This is a genomic window from Micromonospora sp. WMMC264 (assembly GCF_027497275.1).
GTDB classification, from domain to species: domain Bacteria; phylum Actinomycetota; class Actinomycetes; order Mycobacteriales; family Micromonosporaceae; genus Micromonospora; species Micromonospora chalcea.
On record NZ_CP114907.1, the window covers coordinates 4,818,549 to 4,835,568 of the forward strand.

16 protein-coding genes are annotated in these 17,020 nt (G+C 74.5%); 6 read left to right on the forward strand and 10 right to left on the reverse strand.

From position 1 onward, the window contains the following. Nucleotides 1-12 precede the first annotated feature (12 nt). Nucleotides 13-702 (reverse strand): MtrAB system response regulator MtrA, encoded by a 690-nt coding sequence (gene mtrA / locus O7542_RS20920; protein ID WP_030501405.1) that lies wholly within the window; start codon nucleotides 700-702, stop codon nucleotides 13-15. Between the two features lie 214 nt (nucleotides 703-916). Here mtrA and O7542_RS20925 point away from each other — a divergent pair, with 214 nt between their 5' ends. From O7542_RS20925 to O7542_RS20945, 5 genes are read left to right on the forward strand one after another with little or no spacing between them, the layout of a single operon-like run. After that, nucleotides 917-1,762: a hypothetical protein gene (locus O7542_RS20925; RefSeq protein WP_281605117.1), complete on the forward strand. Its 846-nt coding sequence runs from the start codon at nucleotides 917-919 to the stop codon at nucleotides 1,760-1,762. Continuing rightward, complete coding sequence (locus O7542_RS20930; RefSeq protein ID WP_281605118.1) at nucleotides 1,759-2,358, forward strand: DUF4129 domain-containing protein; 600 nt, start codon at nucleotides 1,759-1,761, stop codon at nucleotides 2,356-2,358. The genes O7542_RS20925 and O7542_RS20930 overlap by 4 nt, the downstream gene beginning before the upstream one ends. Next, complete coding sequence (locus O7542_RS20935; RefSeq protein ID WP_281605119.1) at nucleotides 2,355-3,653, forward strand: DUF4350 domain-containing protein; 1,299 nt, start codon at nucleotides 2,355-2,357, stop codon at nucleotides 3,651-3,653. Before O7542_RS20930 ends, O7542_RS20935 begins: the two co-directional genes overlap by 4 nt. Beyond that, nucleotides 3,650-4,627: a MoxR family ATPase gene (locus O7542_RS20940; protein WP_064447732.1), complete on the forward strand. Its 978-nt coding sequence runs from the start codon at nucleotides 3,650-3,652 to the stop codon at nucleotides 4,625-4,627. The genes O7542_RS20935 and O7542_RS20940 overlap by 4 nt, the downstream gene beginning before the upstream one ends. Beyond that, nucleotides 4,624-5,934, forward strand: coding sequence for a DUF58 domain-containing protein (locus O7542_RS20945; RefSeq protein ID WP_281605120.1), 1,311 nt, complete (start codon nucleotides 4,624-4,626; stop codon nucleotides 5,932-5,934). Before O7542_RS20940 ends, O7542_RS20945 begins: the two co-directional genes overlap by 4 nt. Here O7542_RS20945 and O7542_RS20950 read toward each other — a convergent pair. Continuing rightward, nucleotides 5,912-6,865 (reverse strand): stage II sporulation protein M, encoded by a 954-nt coding sequence (locus O7542_RS20950; RefSeq protein ID WP_064447730.1) that lies wholly within the window; start codon nucleotides 6,863-6,865, stop codon nucleotides 5,912-5,914. The two genes, O7542_RS20945 and O7542_RS20950, sit on opposite strands and share 23 nt — an antisense overlap. Nucleotides 6,866-6,906: 41 nt before the next feature. Between O7542_RS20950 and O7542_RS20955 the strand changes: the two genes are divergently transcribed. Next, complete coding sequence (locus tag O7542_RS20955) at nucleotides 6,907-7,881, forward strand: RDD family protein (RefSeq protein WP_281605121.1); 975 nt, start codon at nucleotides 6,907-6,909, stop codon at nucleotides 7,879-7,881. 26 nt (nucleotides 7,882-7,907) lie between these two features. Here O7542_RS20955 and efeB read toward each other — a convergent pair whose 3' ends face one another. The 8 genes from efeB to O7542_RS20995 all read right to left on the reverse strand — a co-directional run bounded on the left by efeB (nucleotide 7,908) and on the right by O7542_RS20995 (nucleotide 16,860). Continuing rightward, nucleotides 7,908-9,230 carry an iron uptake transporter deferrochelatase/peroxidase subunit gene (gene efeB, locus O7542_RS20960; protein WP_069087460.1) on the reverse strand — a complete coding sequence of 441 codons (1,323 nt, stop codon included), beginning with the start codon at nucleotides 9,228-9,230 and terminating at the stop codon, nucleotides 7,908-7,910. Further along, on the reverse strand, nucleotides 9,227-10,357 hold the full coding sequence (gene efeO / locus O7542_RS20965) for an iron uptake system protein EfeO (RefSeq protein WP_281605122.1): 1,131 nt from the start codon (nucleotides 10,355-10,357) through the stop codon (nucleotides 9,227-9,229). The genes efeB and efeO overlap by 4 nt, the downstream gene beginning before the upstream one ends. Nucleotides 10,358-10,384: 27 nt before the next feature. Next, entirely contained in the window at nucleotides 10,385-11,272 is an 888-nt protein-coding gene (gene efeU / locus O7542_RS20970) for an iron uptake transporter permease EfeU (RefSeq protein ID WP_281605123.1), read from the reverse strand. A 175-nt stretch (nucleotides 11,273-11,447) separates the two neighbouring features. After that, a complete protein-coding gene (gene ahcY, locus O7542_RS20975; RefSeq protein WP_043326405.1) occupies nucleotides 11,448-12,947 on the reverse strand; it encodes an adenosylhomocysteinase in 1,500 nt (499 codons plus the stop codon). A gap of 298 nt (nucleotides 12,948-13,245) precedes the next feature. Continuing rightward, nucleotides 13,246-14,406 carry a mannose-6-phosphate isomerase, class I gene (gene manA, locus O7542_RS20980; protein ID WP_281605124.1) on the reverse strand — a complete coding sequence of 387 codons (1,161 nt, stop codon included), beginning with the start codon at nucleotides 14,404-14,406 and terminating at the stop codon, nucleotides 13,246-13,248. Between the two features lie 3 nt (nucleotides 14,407-14,409). After that, nucleotides 14,410-15,432, reverse strand: a complete 1,023-nt coding sequence (locus O7542_RS20985; protein WP_069087457.1) for a cation diffusion facilitator family transporter — start codon at nucleotides 15,430-15,432, stop codon at nucleotides 14,410-14,412. Nucleotides 15,433-15,460: 28 nt separating this feature from the next. Further along, nucleotides 15,461-16,657 (reverse strand): SIS domain-containing protein, encoded by a 1,197-nt coding sequence (locus tag O7542_RS20990; protein ID WP_043326408.1) that lies wholly within the window; start codon nucleotides 16,655-16,657, stop codon nucleotides 15,461-15,463. Then, nucleotides 16,654-16,860 carry a Trm112 family protein gene (locus O7542_RS20995; protein WP_030501390.1) on the reverse strand — a complete coding sequence of 69 codons (207 nt, stop codon included), beginning with the start codon at nucleotides 16,858-16,860 and terminating at the stop codon, nucleotides 16,654-16,656. Before O7542_RS20995 ends, O7542_RS20990 begins: the two co-directional genes overlap by 4 nt. Nucleotides 16,861-17,020 lie beyond the last annotated feature (160 nt).

Genomic DNA, 17,020 nt, shown 5'->3' on the forward strand with positions numbered 1-17,020 from the left:
GTGCTGACCAGGCTATCCGGTACCCGCCTTGTAACCCACGCCCCGCACGGTCAGGATGATTTCGGGTCGCTCCGGATCCGGCTCGATCTTGGCGCGCAGCCGCTGCACGTGCACGTTCACCAGGCGGGTGTCGGCGGCGTGGCGGTAGCCCCAGACCTGTTCCAGCAGCACCTCGCGGGTGAAGACCTGACGCGGCTTGCGGGCGAGCGCGACCAGCAGGTCGAACTCCAGCGGGGTCAGCTTCACCTCGTCGCCGTCGCGGCTGACCGTGTGCGCCGGCACGTCGATGGTGATCTGGTTGCCGGGCGGCCCGATCGTCAGCATCTCCGGGGCCACGTCCTCGCCCCGGCGCAGCCGGGCCCGCATCCGGGCCACCAGCTCCTTGGGCTTGAACGGCTTGACCACGTAGTCGTCGGCGCCGGACTCCAGGCCGAGCACCACGTCCACGGTGTCGCTCTTGGCGGTCAGCATCACGATCGGCACGCCGGACTCGCCCCGGATGGCGCGGGCCACGTCGATGCCGCTCATGCCGGGGAGCATCAGGTCGAGCAGGACGATGTCGGGTCGGTTGTCGCGGAAGGCGGCCAACGCCCGTTCGCCGTCCGCGACGAAGGACGGCACGAAGCCCTCGCTGCGCAGCACGATGCCGAGCATCTCGGCGAGGGCGGGGTCGTCGTCGACCACGAGTACCCGGGCTCTCATGGGGTTTATCGTTCCATCCCCGTTCGTCTGGAGGGGTTCGGCGTCTCCACGGCACGGTAGCGCCGAGCGGGCCCGCGCACCACAGCAAGCGGCGTGGCCGCACAGCGTGGCGCGTCAGGGCGGACGGGTCCACCGGATGCGGACCCGCCGTGCAACCATGATCCCTCGGGCGCCGCGCCGCCCGCCACCTCCGCCCTGCCCGCCAGGAGTACGCGTGCCCGACGCCGGCCCGACCGCGGTGCTGCCGCGCCGTCCGCTGACCGTCGGCGAACTGCTCGACGCGGCAGTGCTGCTGCTGCGCGACCACGCCCGGGTGCTCGTCCCGCTCGCCCTCGTGCTGGCCCTCGCCGAGCAGGCGGTGCTCCACCCGCTGCGGCTGCTGGTCGAGGCCGACCCGCCGCAGTGGTGGCCGGCGGACCTCGGTGACGCGCTGCCCTGGTACTGGCTGCTGCTGGCGACCGGCGCCGGCACCGAGGCGGCGATCATCGCGCTGCTGGGCGGCCCGGCCGCGCGCGGCGCCGGCGCGGCCCTGCTGGGGCGCCGTCCCGGGCCGGCCGAGCTGCTGCGCGGCTCCCGCCCTGGCGCCGCGCTGCTGGCCGCCGTCGCGATCGGCCCCGTCGTCGCGCTCGCCGCACTGACCGGGCCGGGCTGGTTCCTGGCGTACGGGCTGCTCGGCCTGGTGGTGCCGGTGCTGGTGCTGGACGGGGTGCCCGGACACCGGGCCCCGTGGCGGGCGATCCGCCTGGCGGGCCGGGTGAGCGCGCGGGCCGCCGCCGTCCGGCTGCTGGGCTACCTGGGCTGGTGGCTGATCCGGCTCGGCATCGGGCTGGGCGTCTATCACGGTCTCGGCATGCTGGGCCTGTTCGACGTGTCCGCCTGGGCGCTGCCGGTGACCGTCGCCGCCTTCGCCGCGGTGAACGCGCTGGCGTACCCGGCGCTGGCCTGCCTGGACGCGGTGCTGCACCTGGAGACCCGGATCCGCACCGAAGGGCTGGACATCCGGCTCTCCCGCGCGCCGGCGGGCGTACCGGAACCGGTCCTGCTGGCGGCGCAGCGGTGAGCCGGTGGTGGACCGAGACGGTGGCGGCCCTCGGTGACCTGCTGCCGCTGCCGCTGGCCGCGCTGATCCTGCTGGCGGTCGCGCTGCTGGCCGCCCTGGGCTGGTACTTCTTCCCGGCCTGGGTGCCCCGCCGGCTGCCCCGGTTCTCACTGCCCCGGCTGCGCTGGCTGCGGCTGCCCCGGCTGCGGCTGCCCCGCCTGCGCCGGCCCGCGCGCCGCCGCCGCTCCGATCCGCCGCCGGTACGCGTGCCCGAGCCCCGGACCCCGGAGGCCGTGCCGGCCGGCGCGCCCGGGCTGGCCGACCGGCTCGCGGCCGAGGGCCGGTACGCCGAGGCGGTCCGGGAACGGCTGCGCGAGATGGTCCGGCTCCTGGTCACGCGGCACGTCGTGGAGCCCCGCCCCGGGCTCACGGTGGTCGAGCTGACCGAGGCGGCGGCCCGTGCCCGGCCCCAGGTGCGGCCGACGCTGCACACCGCCGGGGCGATCTTCTCCGACCTCTGGTACGCCCAGCGTCCCGCCACCGCCGCGCACGACCACCGGATGCGTGAACTCGCCGCCGACCTGCGTCGCGAGCTGACCGGGGAGGAGCCGCGATGACCGCCACCGTGACGCCGGCGGAGACGGCCACCGCCGCGACGCCGCGCCGTCGGCGGCACCGGCTGCTCGTCCCGCTCGGGCTGGCCGTGCTGCTGATCGTGACCACGCTCGTGCTGCACGCCGTCGACCGGCCCGACACCGACGAGCCCGGCTTCCTCTCCCCGGTCGCCACCGACGACGACGGGGGCAGCCGGCTCGCCGAGGCGCTGCGCGCGCAGGGCGTGTCGGTGCGCCGGGAGACGGCGTTCGACGGGGTGCTGCAGACCGCCGGCATCGCACCGAGCACCGTCTTCGTGCCCGCGCCCGGACTGGTGCACCCGGACCTGCTCGACCGCCTGACCGCCCTGCCCCCGGGCACCCGCCTGGTGTTCGTCGAGCCCTCCCCGCGGGTGCTCGCCGAACTGGACACGCCGGTCGAGCCGGCCGCCCGGCGCTGGGCCGCGCGGGCCGTGCCGCCGGACGCGGACGGCACGCCGTGCCCGCTGCCCGAGGCGGTCCGGGCCGGTGCCGCCGCGATCGACCTGCAGCGCTACGCCGGGCCGGCCGAGGTCGGCCACTGCTACGGCGGCGCGCTGCTGCGCGTCCCCGGCCGGGTCGAGGTGGTGCTGGCCGGCGCCAGCGACCCGTTCCGCAACGACCGGATCGGCGAGTGGGGCAACGAGGCCCTCGCCACCGGAATGCTCGGCGGGAACCGCCCGCTCGTCTGGCTCGACCTGCCCGAGCCGGTACCGGCCCCGACCCGCCCGAGCTGGTCCCCGGAACCCTTCACCGAGGAGCCCGCCCAGGGCGGCGACGGCGAACGGTCGGAACGGCCCGACCCGCCCGACCGCGCCGACCCGCCGTGGGAGAACCCGCTCTGGGGCGCCTTCCCGCAGTGGTTCTGGGCGCTCCTGGCGCAGCTCGCCCTGGCCGGGCTGCTCGTCGTGCTCTGGCGGGCCCGCCGGCTCGGGCCACCGGTGTCGGAGCCGCTGCCGGTGACCGTGCGGGCCGCCGAGACGGTACGCGGCCGGGCGCGGCTCTACCGCCGGGCGGGCGCCCGGGACACGGTCGCCGAGACGCTGCGCGCCGCCGCGCTGGACCGGCTCCTGCCCCGGCTCAACCTGCCTCCGGACACGCCCGACGACGAGGTGGCCGCCCGGATCGCCGAGCGTGCCGGCGCCGACCCGGAACGGGTGGCCGAACTGCTCTACGGCCCCGCCCCGGAGAAGGACCGCGAGCTGCTGGAGCTGGCCCGCGAACTGGACGCCCTGACCCGTACCCTGGCCCCGCATCCGAGCGAAGGAGACACCCGGTGACCGGACCCGTCACGACCACCGCCCCGTCCGGCGCCCGCGCCGCCCTGCACCGGCTGCGCGCCGAGGTGGCCAAGGCCGTCGTCGGGCAGGACGCCGTGGTCACCGGGCTGGTGATCGCGCTGCTCTGCCGGGGGCACGTGCTGCTGGAGGGCGTACCGGGGGTGGCCAAGACGCTGCTGGTGCGGACGCTTGCCGCCGCGCTCGACCTGGACGCCAAGCGGGTGCAGTTCACCCCCGACCTGATGCCCGGCGACGTCACCGGCTCGCTGATCTTCGACCAGCGCACCGCCGCGTTCACGTTCCGGGAGGGGCCGGTCTTCACCAACCTGCTCCTCGCCGACGAGATCAACCGGACCCCGCCGAAGACGCAGTCGGCGCTGCTGGAGGTGATGGAGGAGCGGCAGGTCTCGGTCGAGGGCGAGCGCCGTCCGCTGCCCGACCCGTTCATCGTCGCGGCCACCCAGAACCCGGTCGAGTACGAGGGCACCTACCCGCTGCCCGAGGCGCAGCTCGACCGCTTCCTGCTCAAGCTGACGGTGCCGCTGCCGGAGCGGGAGGAGGAGCTGGGTGTGCTCCGCGCGCACCACGCCGGTTTCGACCCGCGCGACCTGCGTGCCGCGGGCGTACGCCCGGTGGCCGGTGCGGCGGACCTGGCCGCGGCCCGGGCCGAGGTGCAGCGGGTGCACGTGGCCGAGCCGGTGCTCGGCTACATCGTGGACGTGTGCCGGGGCACCCGTTCCGCCCCGGCGCTGGAGCTGGGCGCGTCGCCCCGGGGCGCCACCGCGCTGCTGAACACCGCCAAGGCGTGGTCCTGGCTGGCCGGCCGGGACCACGTCACGCCGGACGACGTGAAGGCGGTGGCCCGGCCCACGCTGCGGCACCGGCTGCGGCCGCGCCCGGAGGCGGAGCTGGAGGGCGTGACCGTGGACGCGGTGCTGGACTCGGTGCTGGCCACCGTGCCGACGCCGCGATGACCTGGCGGGCGGGTCTGCTGCTCGGCCTGGGCGCGCTGACGCTGCCGTTCTGGCCGGCGCCGTTCGTCGGGGTGGCCGTGCTGACCGTCGTGGTGCTGCTGCTGGTGGCGCTCGACCGGGCGATGGCCGCCCCGCCGCACGCGCTCACGGTGGCCCGCTCCGGCGACCGTACGGTGCGGCTCGGCGGCACCGCCACCGTCACGCTGCACCTGACCAACCCGACCCACCACACGCTGTACGCCCAGGTGCGCGACGCCTGGGTGCCGTCGGCCGGGGCCCGCTCGGACGTGCCGCCGCAGCGCCTGCTCACCGTGCCGCCCGGTGGCACCGCCACGCTGCCGGTCCGGCTCACCCCGACCCGGCGCGGCGACCGGCCGGCGGTGGCGCTGACCGTACGCTCGCTCGGGCCGATGCGCCTGGGCGCCCGGCAGCGCGCCGGGCAGCCCGCCACCCCGCCGTGGACGCTGCGGGTGCTGCCCCGGTTCGACTCCCGCCGGCACCTGCCGGAGAAGCTGGCCCGGCTGCGGGTCATCGACGGTGTGCAGGTGACCCGGGGGCGCGGCCACGGCACCGAGTTCGACACGCTGCGCGAGTACGCGGTGGGCGACGACGTCCGTTCGATCGACTGGCGGGGCAGCGCCCGGCGCGCCGACATCCTGGTCCGCACCTGGCGCCCGGAACGGGACCGGCGCCTGGTCTGCGTGCTCGACACCGGCCGCACCTCGGCGGTCCGGCTGGGCGACGAGCCCCGGCTGGACACCGCCATCGACGCGGCGCTGCTGCTCACCGCGCTCGCGGCCCGCGCCGGTGACCGGGTGGACCTGCTGGCGGCGGACACCGAGATCCGGGCGCGGGTGACCGGCAGCGGCCGTCCGGCCCTGCTCGCCCGGCTGGTCGAGGCGGTGGCGCCGCTGGAGCCGACGCTCGCCGAGACCGACTTCGAGCTGATCGCCGGCGAGGTGCTGCGCCGGGAGCGGCAGCGCAGCCTGGTGGTGCTGTTCACCGCGCTGGAGGCGGGCGCGATCGGCGAAGGGCTGCTGCCGGTGCTGCCCCGGCTGGCGACCCGGCACCGGGTGGTGCTGGCCGCCGGCAGCGACCCGGTGCTGAGCAGGCTCGCCACTGCCACCCCGACCGGCCCGGACGACCCGTACGCGGCCGCGTCGGCGTGGCGGGCGCTGGCCGAGCGGGACCGGGTACGCGCCGCGCTGTCCCGCTACGGGGTGACGGTGGTGGACGTGCCGGCCCACCGGCTCGCCCCGGCCGTCGCGGACACCTACCTGCGGCTCAAGTCCCTCGGTCAGCTCTGACCGCGCGCCGGCCGAGCACCAGCGCGTACGCGAGGAAGGCCAGCCACACCGCGGCGCCGGCGGCCACCCGGAGCGCGACCGGCAGCGGCGCCGGGGTGACGAACGCCTCGACCAGCGCGGAGACCGCGAACAGGCCGACCAGCCCGGCCGCGACCACGACGGCGAGCCGGCCCGCCTCGGCGACCGCCCGGCCGCGCCCGAGGTCCGCGGGCGGGGCGATCCAGGCCCAGGCGGTACGCAGTCCGACCCCGGCGGCGACGTAGATGCCGGTCAGTTCCAGCAGGCCGTGCGGTGTGATCAGGCCGAAGAAGACGTCTCCCCGGCCGTAGGCGACCATCACGCCGCCGACCACGCCGATGTTCAGCGCGTTCTGCCACAGCAGCCAGAGCACCGGCACCACGAGCACGCCGGCGGCCAGGCACTGGGCGGCCAGCCAGGCGTTGTGCGTCCACAGGTGGAACGCGAAGGTGGGCGCGGCGAACTCGGTGTAGTAGCCGGCGAAACCGGAGTCGACGAGTTCCCGGGCGGCTTCGTCGCCGACGAACGCGGCGGCGGTGTCCGGGTTGCCGGCGACGAACCAGATGAGGAACGCGGTGAGCAGGCTGAACCCGGTGGCCACGCCGCACCACCACGGCCAGGCACGGTAGAGGGCGGCGGGCAGGTCGGCGGCCAGGAACCGGCCCACCGCCGCCCAGGAGAACCGCTGACGGCCGGTGACCCGGGCGCGGGCCGCGAGGACCAGGTGGGACAGGCGGTTGACCAGCGCCGGCTCGGGCGCCCGGGCGCGCAGGGCGGACAGGTGCGTGGCGCTGCGCTGGTAGAGCGCCACCAGCTCGTCGACCTCTGCCGCGTCGAGGCGACGCCGCCCGGTCAGGTACTCCAGCCGCCGCCATTCGGCGTTGTGTTCGGCCACGTACGCATCGAGATCCACTCGCCCTCCCCCGTTCGGCGTCCATGGTGTTCACTGTCGGGGTGCGCGCGCAACCTCCCCCACCGCCCCGGTGGGCCGACGCCGGTCTGGTCAGCGGCGAGGCGGTGGAGCTGGACGTCCGGGCGGCCCGGCTGGGCTCCCGGGTGCTGGCCCTGCTGATCGACGCGGTGATCCAGCTCGCGCTGGCGCTCGTGCTCGGCGCGGTGCTGGGGATGGTGGCGCTCGCCCTGCTCGGGGACTACCTCGACGCCGCCCTGGCCGGGGCGCTGCAGATCGTGCTGCTGGTGCTGGTGCTGATCGGCTATCCGGTGGTGATGGAACGTTTCGCCGGTGGCCGGACGGTGGGCAAGCTGGCCGTCGGGCTGCGGGTGGTCCGGGCCGACGGCGGCCCGGTGGGGGTGGGCCAGTCGCTGACGCGGGCGCTCGTCGGCGTCGCGGTGGAGTGGCCCGGGCTGGTGCTGCCGCTGCTGAGCTGGGCGGCGAGCGTCACGGTGATGCTCACCGACCCGCGCGGACGCCGACTCGGTGACCTGGTCGCCGGCACGCTCGTGGTGCACACCCGGGGCGCGACGCTGTGGCGGCCGCTGCCGCCGGCCGCGCCGCCGCTGCTGGCCTGGGCCGGCACGCTCGACCTGACCCGCCTCGACGACGGGCTGGCGCTGGCCGTGCGGCAGTACCTGGACCGGCTGCCCCAGCTCGCCGAACCGGACCGGTTCCGGCTGGGCCGGGGGCTGTGGACGGAGGTCGCGGCGGTCACCTCGCCGCCTCCGCCGTGGGCCGCGCCGGACTGGGCGTACCTGTCGGCGGTGCTCGCCGAGCGGGGGCGGCGGGCGGCGCACCGGCTGGGCCGCAGCCGGGCGGTCGCCGCCACGCTCTGGCCGGAGCTGGTCCCGGCGCCCGCCGTGGTGCCGGGCTCCACCGGGCCGGGCGCCGTCCTGCCAGGCCCCGCCGGGCCGGGCGCGGGCCGGTTGCGGCCCGCCGCGCCGCAGGTCGAACCCGATCCGGTACGCCGCTGAGCCGCCTCGGGTGAGCTGAGCCGGCTTCAGGAGAACAGCGCGCGCCCCCACCAGTCGGCTGCGTCGCGCAGGCCGGGCGGGCAGGCGAACAGGCCGCTGGAGACGTGCCGCAGGTATTCGTTCATCGCGTCGTTGCGGGCCAGCCGGGTCTGGATCGGCACGAACTGCCGGCGCGGATCGCGCTGGTAGGCGATGAAGAACAGCCCGGCGTCGAGCCGGCCCAGCCCGTCCGAGCCGTCCACGAAGTTGTAGCCGCGGCGCAGCAGGCGGGCGCCGTCGTTGGTGTCCGGGTGGGCCAGCCGTACGTGCGCGGTGTCGGCGATGAGCGGCTCGCCGTCGTCGCCCCTGGCGGCGAAGTCCGGCTCGTCGAACTCGTCCTGGCGGCCGATCGGCGCGCCGCTGCCCTTGGTCCGGCCGACGATCATCTCCTGTTCGGCCAGCGGGCTGCGGTCCCACGTCTCGATCAGCATCCGGATCTTCCGGGTGACCAGGTAGGAGCCGCCGGTCATCCAGTCCGGGCCATCACCGGGCTGCACCCAGAGCTGGTCGCGGAGCAGGGCGGCGTCCTCGGCCTTGAGGTTGGCGGTGCCGTCCTTGAAGCCGAACAGGTTGCGCGGCGTGGCCTGGTCCCGCGACGTCGACGAGGTACGCCCGAAGCCGAGCTGCGACCAGCGGACGCTCACCACGCCCATGCCGATCCGGGCGAGGTTGCGGATGGCGTGCACCGCGACCTGCGGGTCGTTGGCGCACGCCTGGACGCAGATGTCGCCGCCGGACAGTTCCGGCCGCAGCGCGTCCCCGGCGAAGTGCGGCAGGTCGGCCAGGGCGGCCGGACGCCGGGCGGCGATGCCGAAACGGTCCCGGCCCTGCGCGTCGCGGAACAGCGTCGGTCCGAAGCCCACGGTGAGGGTGAGCTGCGACGGGGGCAGCCCGAGCGCCTCGCCGGTGTCGTCCGGCGGAGCCTCGGGCATGCCGCCGACCGCGCCGATCACCCCGGCGTCCTTCCCGGCGGTCATCCGGGCCGCGGCGGCGGTCCACTCCTGGAGCATGGCGACGAGCCGGTCCCGGTCCTTGGTGACCACGTCGAACGCGACGAAGTGCAGCCGGTCCTGGGCCGGGGTGGTGATGCCGGCCTGGTGCTCGCCGAGGAACGGCACGGAACCGGCGGCCGATCCGGTCGCTGATGCCTCGTTGCCGCCGGCGAGCAGCGCGCCCGCGCCACCCGCCACCCCGGCGACACCGGCCACTCCGACGCCGGCCAGGGTCATCGCCCGGCGCCGGGACAGGCCGCGGCCGGTCCGCTCGCGGTTCGGCTCGCTCGTCGCGTCACCGCCGGCCGGGCCGGTCATCGCGCGACTGCCGCCGCGACCCTGCTGACCGGCTCGGCCAGCGCGTTGACCGCGTCCGACAGCTCCTTCAGCTCGTCCTTGCCGAGCTGGGTGTGCAGCTTCCAGCCGTCGCCGGCGCGGTGCTTGCCGAGCGTGGTCTCCACGTTCGCGAACTCGCTGTCGAGCTGCTTGACCAGGTCGGGCGCGCGCTGCTCCAGCGCCGGACGCAGCGCGGCGACGGCCGCCTTGGAGCCCTCCAGGTTGGCGTTGAAGTCCCAGAGGTCGGTGTGCGAGTAGCGCTCCTCCTCGCCGGTGATCTTCCCGCTGGCGACCTCGTCGAGCAGCGCCTTGGCGCCGTTGGCGAGCTGGAGCGGGGTGAGCTTCTCGGCGTCCGCCTTGGCCACGATCGCCTTGACGTCGGCCAGGAGCCGGTCGGCGATCGGGCCGTCGGAGCTGACGTCGCCGGTGGTCCAGAGGTCCTTCTCGATCCGGTGGAAGCCGGTGAACTCCATGCCCTCCTCGACCACCTCCTCGCGGCCGTCGATCTTCGGGTCGAGGTCGCCGAAGCTCTCCGCGACCGGCTCGATCCGCTCCCAGTAGGTGCGGGCCACCGGGTACAGCGCCTTGGCCTTCGCCACGTCGTTCGCCTTGACCGCGGCCACGAACTCCTCGGTCTTCGTCAGCAGCGCGGCGGTCTGGCTGCGCACGTACCGCTGGTAGCTCTCGGTGGCCTGGGTCAGCGCGGCGTCGGGGGCGACAGTCGCGGCGGTGCCGCTCACCTTCAGCGCGCCCCGGATGCCCCGGCCGCTCATTCCCGGCTTGCAGGCCGTCTCGTACGTGCCGGCGGTCAGCTCGACGCGCAGCTCCCGGCTGAGCCCGGGGGCGATGTTCTCCACCTCGCCCATCACCCGGTCACCGGCGGCGTAGACGTAGAACTCGTTGACCTTGGAACCGTTGTTCGTCACCTTGAACGTAACCTGACCGGCGTCGATCTCGGTGTCGGCGACCTCGCAGACGGTGTCGGTGGCCTTGACGGCGATCGGCCCGCCGTTCTTGGCGTCGGCGTCGTCACCGCCCCCGCAGCCAGTCAGTCCGGCGACGGCGAGCAGCCCGGCGGCGGCGGGCGCGACGAGTCGGGTGGTACGCATCGTGCGGTCTCCTCGGGAACGGGTGGTTCAGGCGCGGGGGGACGGATCAGCGGCGACGTCGGCCGGCGCGGTGGGTGTGGCGGCGGCCGGAACCGGCTTGGCGGGCCGGGCGGGCTTGCGCAGGAAGAGCACGAGCACCGGGACCGCGTACGCGACCCAGGCGACCAGCTCCAGCACCGTCGGCGCGGCGGTGACGTTGAACATGCCGGCGAGCAGCGCGCCGTACCAGGCGTTCGGGTCGAGCGTGGTGGAGATGTCGAAGGCCAGGTCGTTCAGGCCGGGCAGCACGCCGGCCTCCTGGAAGTCGTGCACGCCGTACTTGAGGATGCCGGCGGCCACCAGGATGAGCAGCGCCCCGGTCCAGGTGAAGAACCGGCTGAGGTTGATCCGGACGGCGCTGCGGTAGAGCAGGAAGCCGATCACCACGGCGGTGGCGATGCCGCCGGCCAGGGCGAGCAGCGAGCCGGGCCCGGTGCCGCCGGCCGCGCTCTCGGCGGCGGCGTAGAAGATCAGCGCGGTCTCCAGGCCCTCCCGGATGACCGCGAGGAACGCCATGCCGGCGACCGCCAGGGAGCCGACCGCGAGCGCGTCGGTGAGCTTGCCGCGCAGCTCACCCGCGATGGTGCGGGCGGCCCGGCGCATCCAGAAGATCATCCAGGTCACGAACACCACGGCGGCGACCGAGGTGACCGCCTCGAACAGCTCGCGCGACTCCGAGGTGCGCAACAGCGAGGTCGAGGTGTACTGGATGAGCGAGCCGAAGCCGACGGAGAGCGCCACGGCCAGGCCGACGCCGGTCCACACCTGCGGCAGCCGGTCGCGGCGCTGCGACTTCACCAGGAACGCGACGAGGATGCTGACCACAAGTGTCGCTTCCAGGCCCTCGCGCAGGCCGATCAGGTACGTGGCGAACATCAGCTGCTCCGTGGTCGCTAACTTAGGGCAGGCATACCTTCCTCCTGTTCACAGCAAACGTCAAGCTGATCGCGGTAACGTCACCCGGTTCGGCACCCGCCGGCCCACCCCGTACGCGAAAAGGGACCGGGACGGCCGCGCGGTGGCCGACCCCGGTCCCTTCCGGAGCGTGAACTCAGTAGCGGTAGTGGTCGGGCTTGAACGGGCCCTCCGTGGAGACGCCCAGGTAGGCGGCCTGCTCCTTGGTGAGCGTGGTCAGCTTCGCGCCGAGCGCGTCCAGGTGCAGCCGGGCGACCTTCTCGTCCAGGTGCTTGGGCAGCACGTAGACGCCGATCGGGTATTCCTCGGTCTTGGTGAACAGCTCGATCTGCGCGATCGTCTGGTTGGCGAACGAGTTCGACATCACGAAGCTCGGGTGGCCGGTGGCGTTGCCCAGGTTCAGCAGGCGGCCCTCGGAGAGCACGATGATCGCGTGGCCGTCGTCGAAGCGCCACACGTCGACCTGCGGCTTGATGTTCTCCCGGGTCACGTCGCTGCGCTTGGCCAGGCCGGCCATGTCGATCTCGTTGTCGAAGTGGCCGATGTTGCCCACGATGGCCTGGTGCTTCATCCGGGCCATGTGCTCGTTGGTGATGACGTCGAAGCAGCCGGTCGCGGTGATGAAGATGTCCGCCTGCTCGACCACGTCGTCCAGCGTGGCGACCTGGTAGCCGTCCATCGCCGCCTGGAGCGCGCAGATCGGGTCGACCTCGGTCACCACGACCCGGGCGCCCTGGCCGCGCAGCGACTCGGCGCAGCCCTTGCCCACGTCGCCGTAGCCCATGACCACTGCCATCTTGCCGCCGATCAGCACGTCGGTGGCCCGGTTGATGCCGTCGATGAGCGAGTGGCGGCAGCCGTACTTGTTGTCGAACTTGCTCTTGGTCACCGAGTCGTTGACGTTGATGGCCGGGAAGAGCAGCGTGCCGGCGCGGTGCATCTCGTAGAGCCGGTGCACACCGGTGGTGGTCTCCTCGGTGACGCCCTTGATGCCGGCGGCGATCCGGGTCCAGCGCTGGTTGTCCTCGGCCAGCGAGCGGTGCAGCAGTTCGAGGATGACCGCGTACTCCTCGGAGTCGGCGGACTCGACCGGCGGCACGGCGCCCGCCTTCTCGAACTCGGCGCCCTTGTGGACGAGCAGGGTGGCGTCGCCGCCGTCGTCCAGGATCATGTTCGGGCCCTGCCCGTCCGGCCAGGCGAGCACCTGCTCGGTACACCACCAGTACTCCGGCAGCGTCTCGCCCTTCCAGGCGTAGACCGGCACGCCGGCCGGGGCCTCCGGGGTGCCCTCGGGGCCGACCACGATCGCCGCGGCGGCGTGGTCCTGGGTGGAGAAGATGTTGCAGGACGCCCAGCGGACCTGCGCGCCGAGCGCGACAAGGGTCTCGATCAGGACGGCGGTCTGGACGGTCATGTGCAGCGAGCCGGTGATGCGGGCGCCGGCCAGCGGCTGGGCCTCGGCGAACTCACGCCGGATCGCCATCAGGCCGGGCATCTCGTGCTCGGCGAGCCGGATCTCCTTGCGACCGAACGCGGCGAGCGACAGATCCGCCACCTTGTAGTCGCCCTCGGCGAGGGTGCTCGGCCGAGCCTGCGACGACGCGCCGCTGGAGGCCGCGGGGAGGGTGCTGGTCATGGAAGCTCCTGTCGAACGATGTGGTGCGCAGCCTTCCACCTTACGCGCGCGACCCACCCGGCCGGTGCCCGGTTGACCGAGCACACAATCGGCCGGTCGGCGGACAGCGCACGGGGCGGTCGGTCGTGGACGGACTTTCCGTCCACGGCCCGACCGCCCCGCGCATCCCCCCGGTTTGGTTCCCCCGCACGTCATCGGACCTTCGTCGCGACAACGCTGCGTACCCATAGGGTCACACCACGCCAGTGGGCCGTCAAGCTATTTCGGGAAAGTCGGACTTGCGGCTTTTACTGAGCGCTCAGCGCAGGCCACAGGTGGCGACGAACGCCTCGCCGTCCCCGCCCAGCGTCAGCGGACCTCCCGCCGCCGTGCCCACAGCGGCCTGTCCCGCGCCCAGCGTGACCACGCCCACCCCGTCGTCAACGGTGAGCTTCCCGGTCCGGCAGAGCACCACCCGCGGCCCGGGCAGCGTCAACCGCGCCCCCGGCGACCCGGTGGCGACCTCGACCCGGTGCAGCGCGAAGTCCTCCACCGGCACCGGCCACGTCAGCACCCCCGGCGCCACCGTCTCCGGCCGCAGCACCGGCTCGGTCAGCACCTCGAACCGGAGCACCCGCAGCAGCTCGTCCACGTCCACCCGCTTCGGGGTCAGCCCGCCACGCAGCACGTTGTCGCTGGCCGCCATGATCTCCACGCCGGTGCCGCGCAGGTAGGCGTGCAGGTTCCCGGCCGGCATCCAGATGCCCTCGCCGGGCGCCAGCCGGACGTGGTGCAACAGCAACGCCACCACCACGCCCGGATCCTCCGGATAGCCGGCCGCCAGCGTGCGTACCAGCTCGGCGTCCGCCGACCCGGGACCGGCGTCCGCCGCCGCCAGCACGGCCGCCACCAGCCCGGCGCGCTCCGCCCGCGGCCAGCTCAACAGCAGGCGTACCGCCTCCCGCAGCCCCGCCTGCCCGGCGCGCAACGCCGCCACCACAGGTTCCAGCGCGGGTACGCCGAACGCGGCGATCGCCGCCGCCGACTCCCCCGGATCGCGGAAGCCGCACAGCGCGTCGAACTCCGAGAGCGCCACCAGCAGCTCCGGCTTGTGGTACGGGTCGACGTAGTTGATCCGCTCCACGTCGGCGGCGTGCCCGGCGCGGGCCTGCTCGGCGTCCGGATGGGCCTGGAGGCTCAGCGGGGAGTCGGCGGCCAGCACCTTCAGCAGGAACGGCAGCCGGGTGCCGAACCGGCCGACCAGCCGCTCACCCAGCCAGTGGCCCGGCTCGGCCACCAGCAGCTCGGTGAGGCTGACCGGACGGCCGTCCCGCTGAACGGTGCCCGGGGCGCCCGGGTGGGCGCCCAGCCACAGCTCCGCCTCCGGCCCGTTGCTCGGCACCGGCCTCCCCTGCAACTCGGCGATCGCGGTGCGCGAGCCCCAGGCGTAGTCGCGGATCCGGCCCTGCAACAGCTCCATCGGTCAGCTCCCGGGCCGCCCGGCCACCTCGTCGGCCGCGTGCGCCTCGCCGGTGGTCGCGGCCTCCGGGACGGCGGTCGCCGCCGCCTGCCCGGTGCCCGCCCGCTCCGCCTCCGGCGAGTAGATGTCCGGCTCCAGGTAGATCACCCGGGCGGTCGGCACCTCACGCCGGATCCGGGCCTCGACCGCGTTGATGTCGCGGGCCAGGTCCTCGGCGGTCTCCCAGGCCGGCACCGCGATCTTCGCCGCCACCATCAGCTCCTCGGGGCCCAGGTAGAGCGTCTTCATGTGGATGATCCGCTCGACCTCGGGACCGTTCGTGACGGCCTGCTCGATCTTGGCCAGCTCGCCCTGCTCCGCGCCCTCGCCGAGCAGCAGGCTCTTGGTCTCGATCGCCAGCGTGACCGCGATGACCACGAGCAGCACACCGATCATCGCGGTGCCCGCCGCGTCCCACATGCCGTTTCCGGTGATCAGCGTCATGCCGACGCCGAACAGCGCGAAGACCAGACCGACGAGCGCGCCGAAGTCCTCCAGCAGCACCACCGGCAGCTCCGGGGCCTTGGCCCGGCGGATGAACCGCACCCAGGTCTGGTTGCCCCGGATCAGGTTGGACTCCTTGATCGCGGTACGGAAGGAGAAGCCCTCCATCACGATCGCGGCCACCAGCACCGCCACCGGCACCCACTGCCAGCTCTCGATCGGGTGCGGATCGGACGCCTTGTGGTACGCCTCGTAGAGCGCGAACAGGCCACCGAGGCTGAACAGCACGATCGCCACGATGAACGCGTAGATGTAGCGCTCCCGGCCGTACCCGAACGGGTGCTGCGGCGTGGCCTGCCGCTTGGCCCGCCGGCCACCGAGCAGCAGCAGGCCCTGGTTGCCCGAGTCGGCCACCGAGTGGATCGACTCGGCCAGCATCGACGACGAGCCGGTGAGGGCGAACGCGACGAACTTGGTGACGGCGATACCGAGGTTCGCCGCCAGGGCGGCGACGATCGCCTTCGTGCCCCCGTTCGCGCTCATTCCCCGCCTCGCTCGATGCCCCGTGTGCTCACTGGTTCGCCAGCTCCTTCATCTCCGTGATGGCCGGTACCGCCATCGGGTCCAGCCCGTGTGCCAGGGCGAGGTAGATCGAGGCGAAGTCGGGGACCGCCACCAGCGACGCGAGCCGCTCCAGCGCGGAGCCGCCCTCGGCGGTCACCACGTCGCAGCGCACCCCACGGCGCTCGGCGAGCGTCTGCACCGCGTCCGCGCGGCGCTCCTCGACCGCCAGCGGCTCGTCGGTGTCGTCGTCGGCGTTGAGCCCGCCGTCGCGCAGCAGCACCAGCCGCAGCCGGGTGCCGTCGGACTCGTCGTCGCCCGGGTCGGCGAAGATGTCCCGCTCGCCCTCGGCCAGGCCGCCGAACACGCCGTCGAGCAGGCCGACACGACCCCGCCCCGCCTCGCCCAGCGCGCCGGCGACCACCGGGTAGCGGGCATTGGCGGACAACGTGTCGCCGAACCGCCGGGCCGCGACGGTCGCCAGCGGAGACGAGCCCCAGACGATCGGGATCGAGCCGGACAGCCCCAGCGCCAGCGACTTCGCCGGGTTGACGAAGGACTCCGCGGTCGGCCGGCACCGATCGGCGTCGGCGTCGAGCCGGGCCGCCGTCTCCGCCAGGTCGGCCTCGTTGACCTTCACCAGCCCGAGGGTACGGGCGGCGAGCAGAACCGGCACGGTGAGCGCCCAGAGGCTGGCCCTCGCCGGCGCGCGCCGGGGCACCGGGATGAACGGCGCCCGGGCCCGCTCCGCCACCGACTGGAGTTGCGAGTCGGGCGCGCCCACCGCCACCAGCCGGGCGCCACGGCGGTGCGCCGCCTCGGCCGCGCCCAGCGCCTCGGGGCTGCGCCCGGACGCGCTCACCGCGATGACCACGTCCGCCGCACCCACCCAGCCCGGCACGCCGGCGCTGCGGTGCGGGATGACCGGCACCGGGCAGCGCGGCCCGGCGACAGTGGCCAGCACGTCACCGGTACGCCCGGCGGTGCCGATGCCGGCGATGACCACCGCGCGCGGCCGGCCGTCGTCGGCGAGCACTGACAGGTTGGCCTCGGCGGCCAGCGCCGCCGACTCACGCACCTGCGCGCCGGCGGATGCGGTGTGCCGGAGCATGCCGCCCGGGTCCCGCTCGGCCAGCAGCGCCGCGTCGTCGAGCAGGGCCTCATCGGCGTGCCGGTGCCCGCTGACCCCGGCCGTACCCTCCATCACCGCGACGACCCGCCCCGCGCCTCGTCGGCGGCGGGTCCACCGCGCGCCTCGTCCAGCAGGAGCACCGGTACGTCGTCGCGGACCTCGAAGATGCGACCGCACTCGGTGCAGGTGAGCGTCTGCGCCTGCGCGTCGTAGTCGAGCGGGGCGTGATGCGTGTCCGGGCAGGCGAGGATCTCGAGCAACTGCGGGTCCAGGGCCACGGCGCGGCTCCTTCCACGTATGCGGTCTCACCGGTCGGCGGTGCCGATCGGCGCACGCGATCTTATCGGCCAACCGGCCCCGGCACCGGGCCCCGTTCGGCCCCGGTGTCCGGTCCTCCGGCCGGGCAGGTGGCGGCCACCGGGTCACGGCGTGACCACC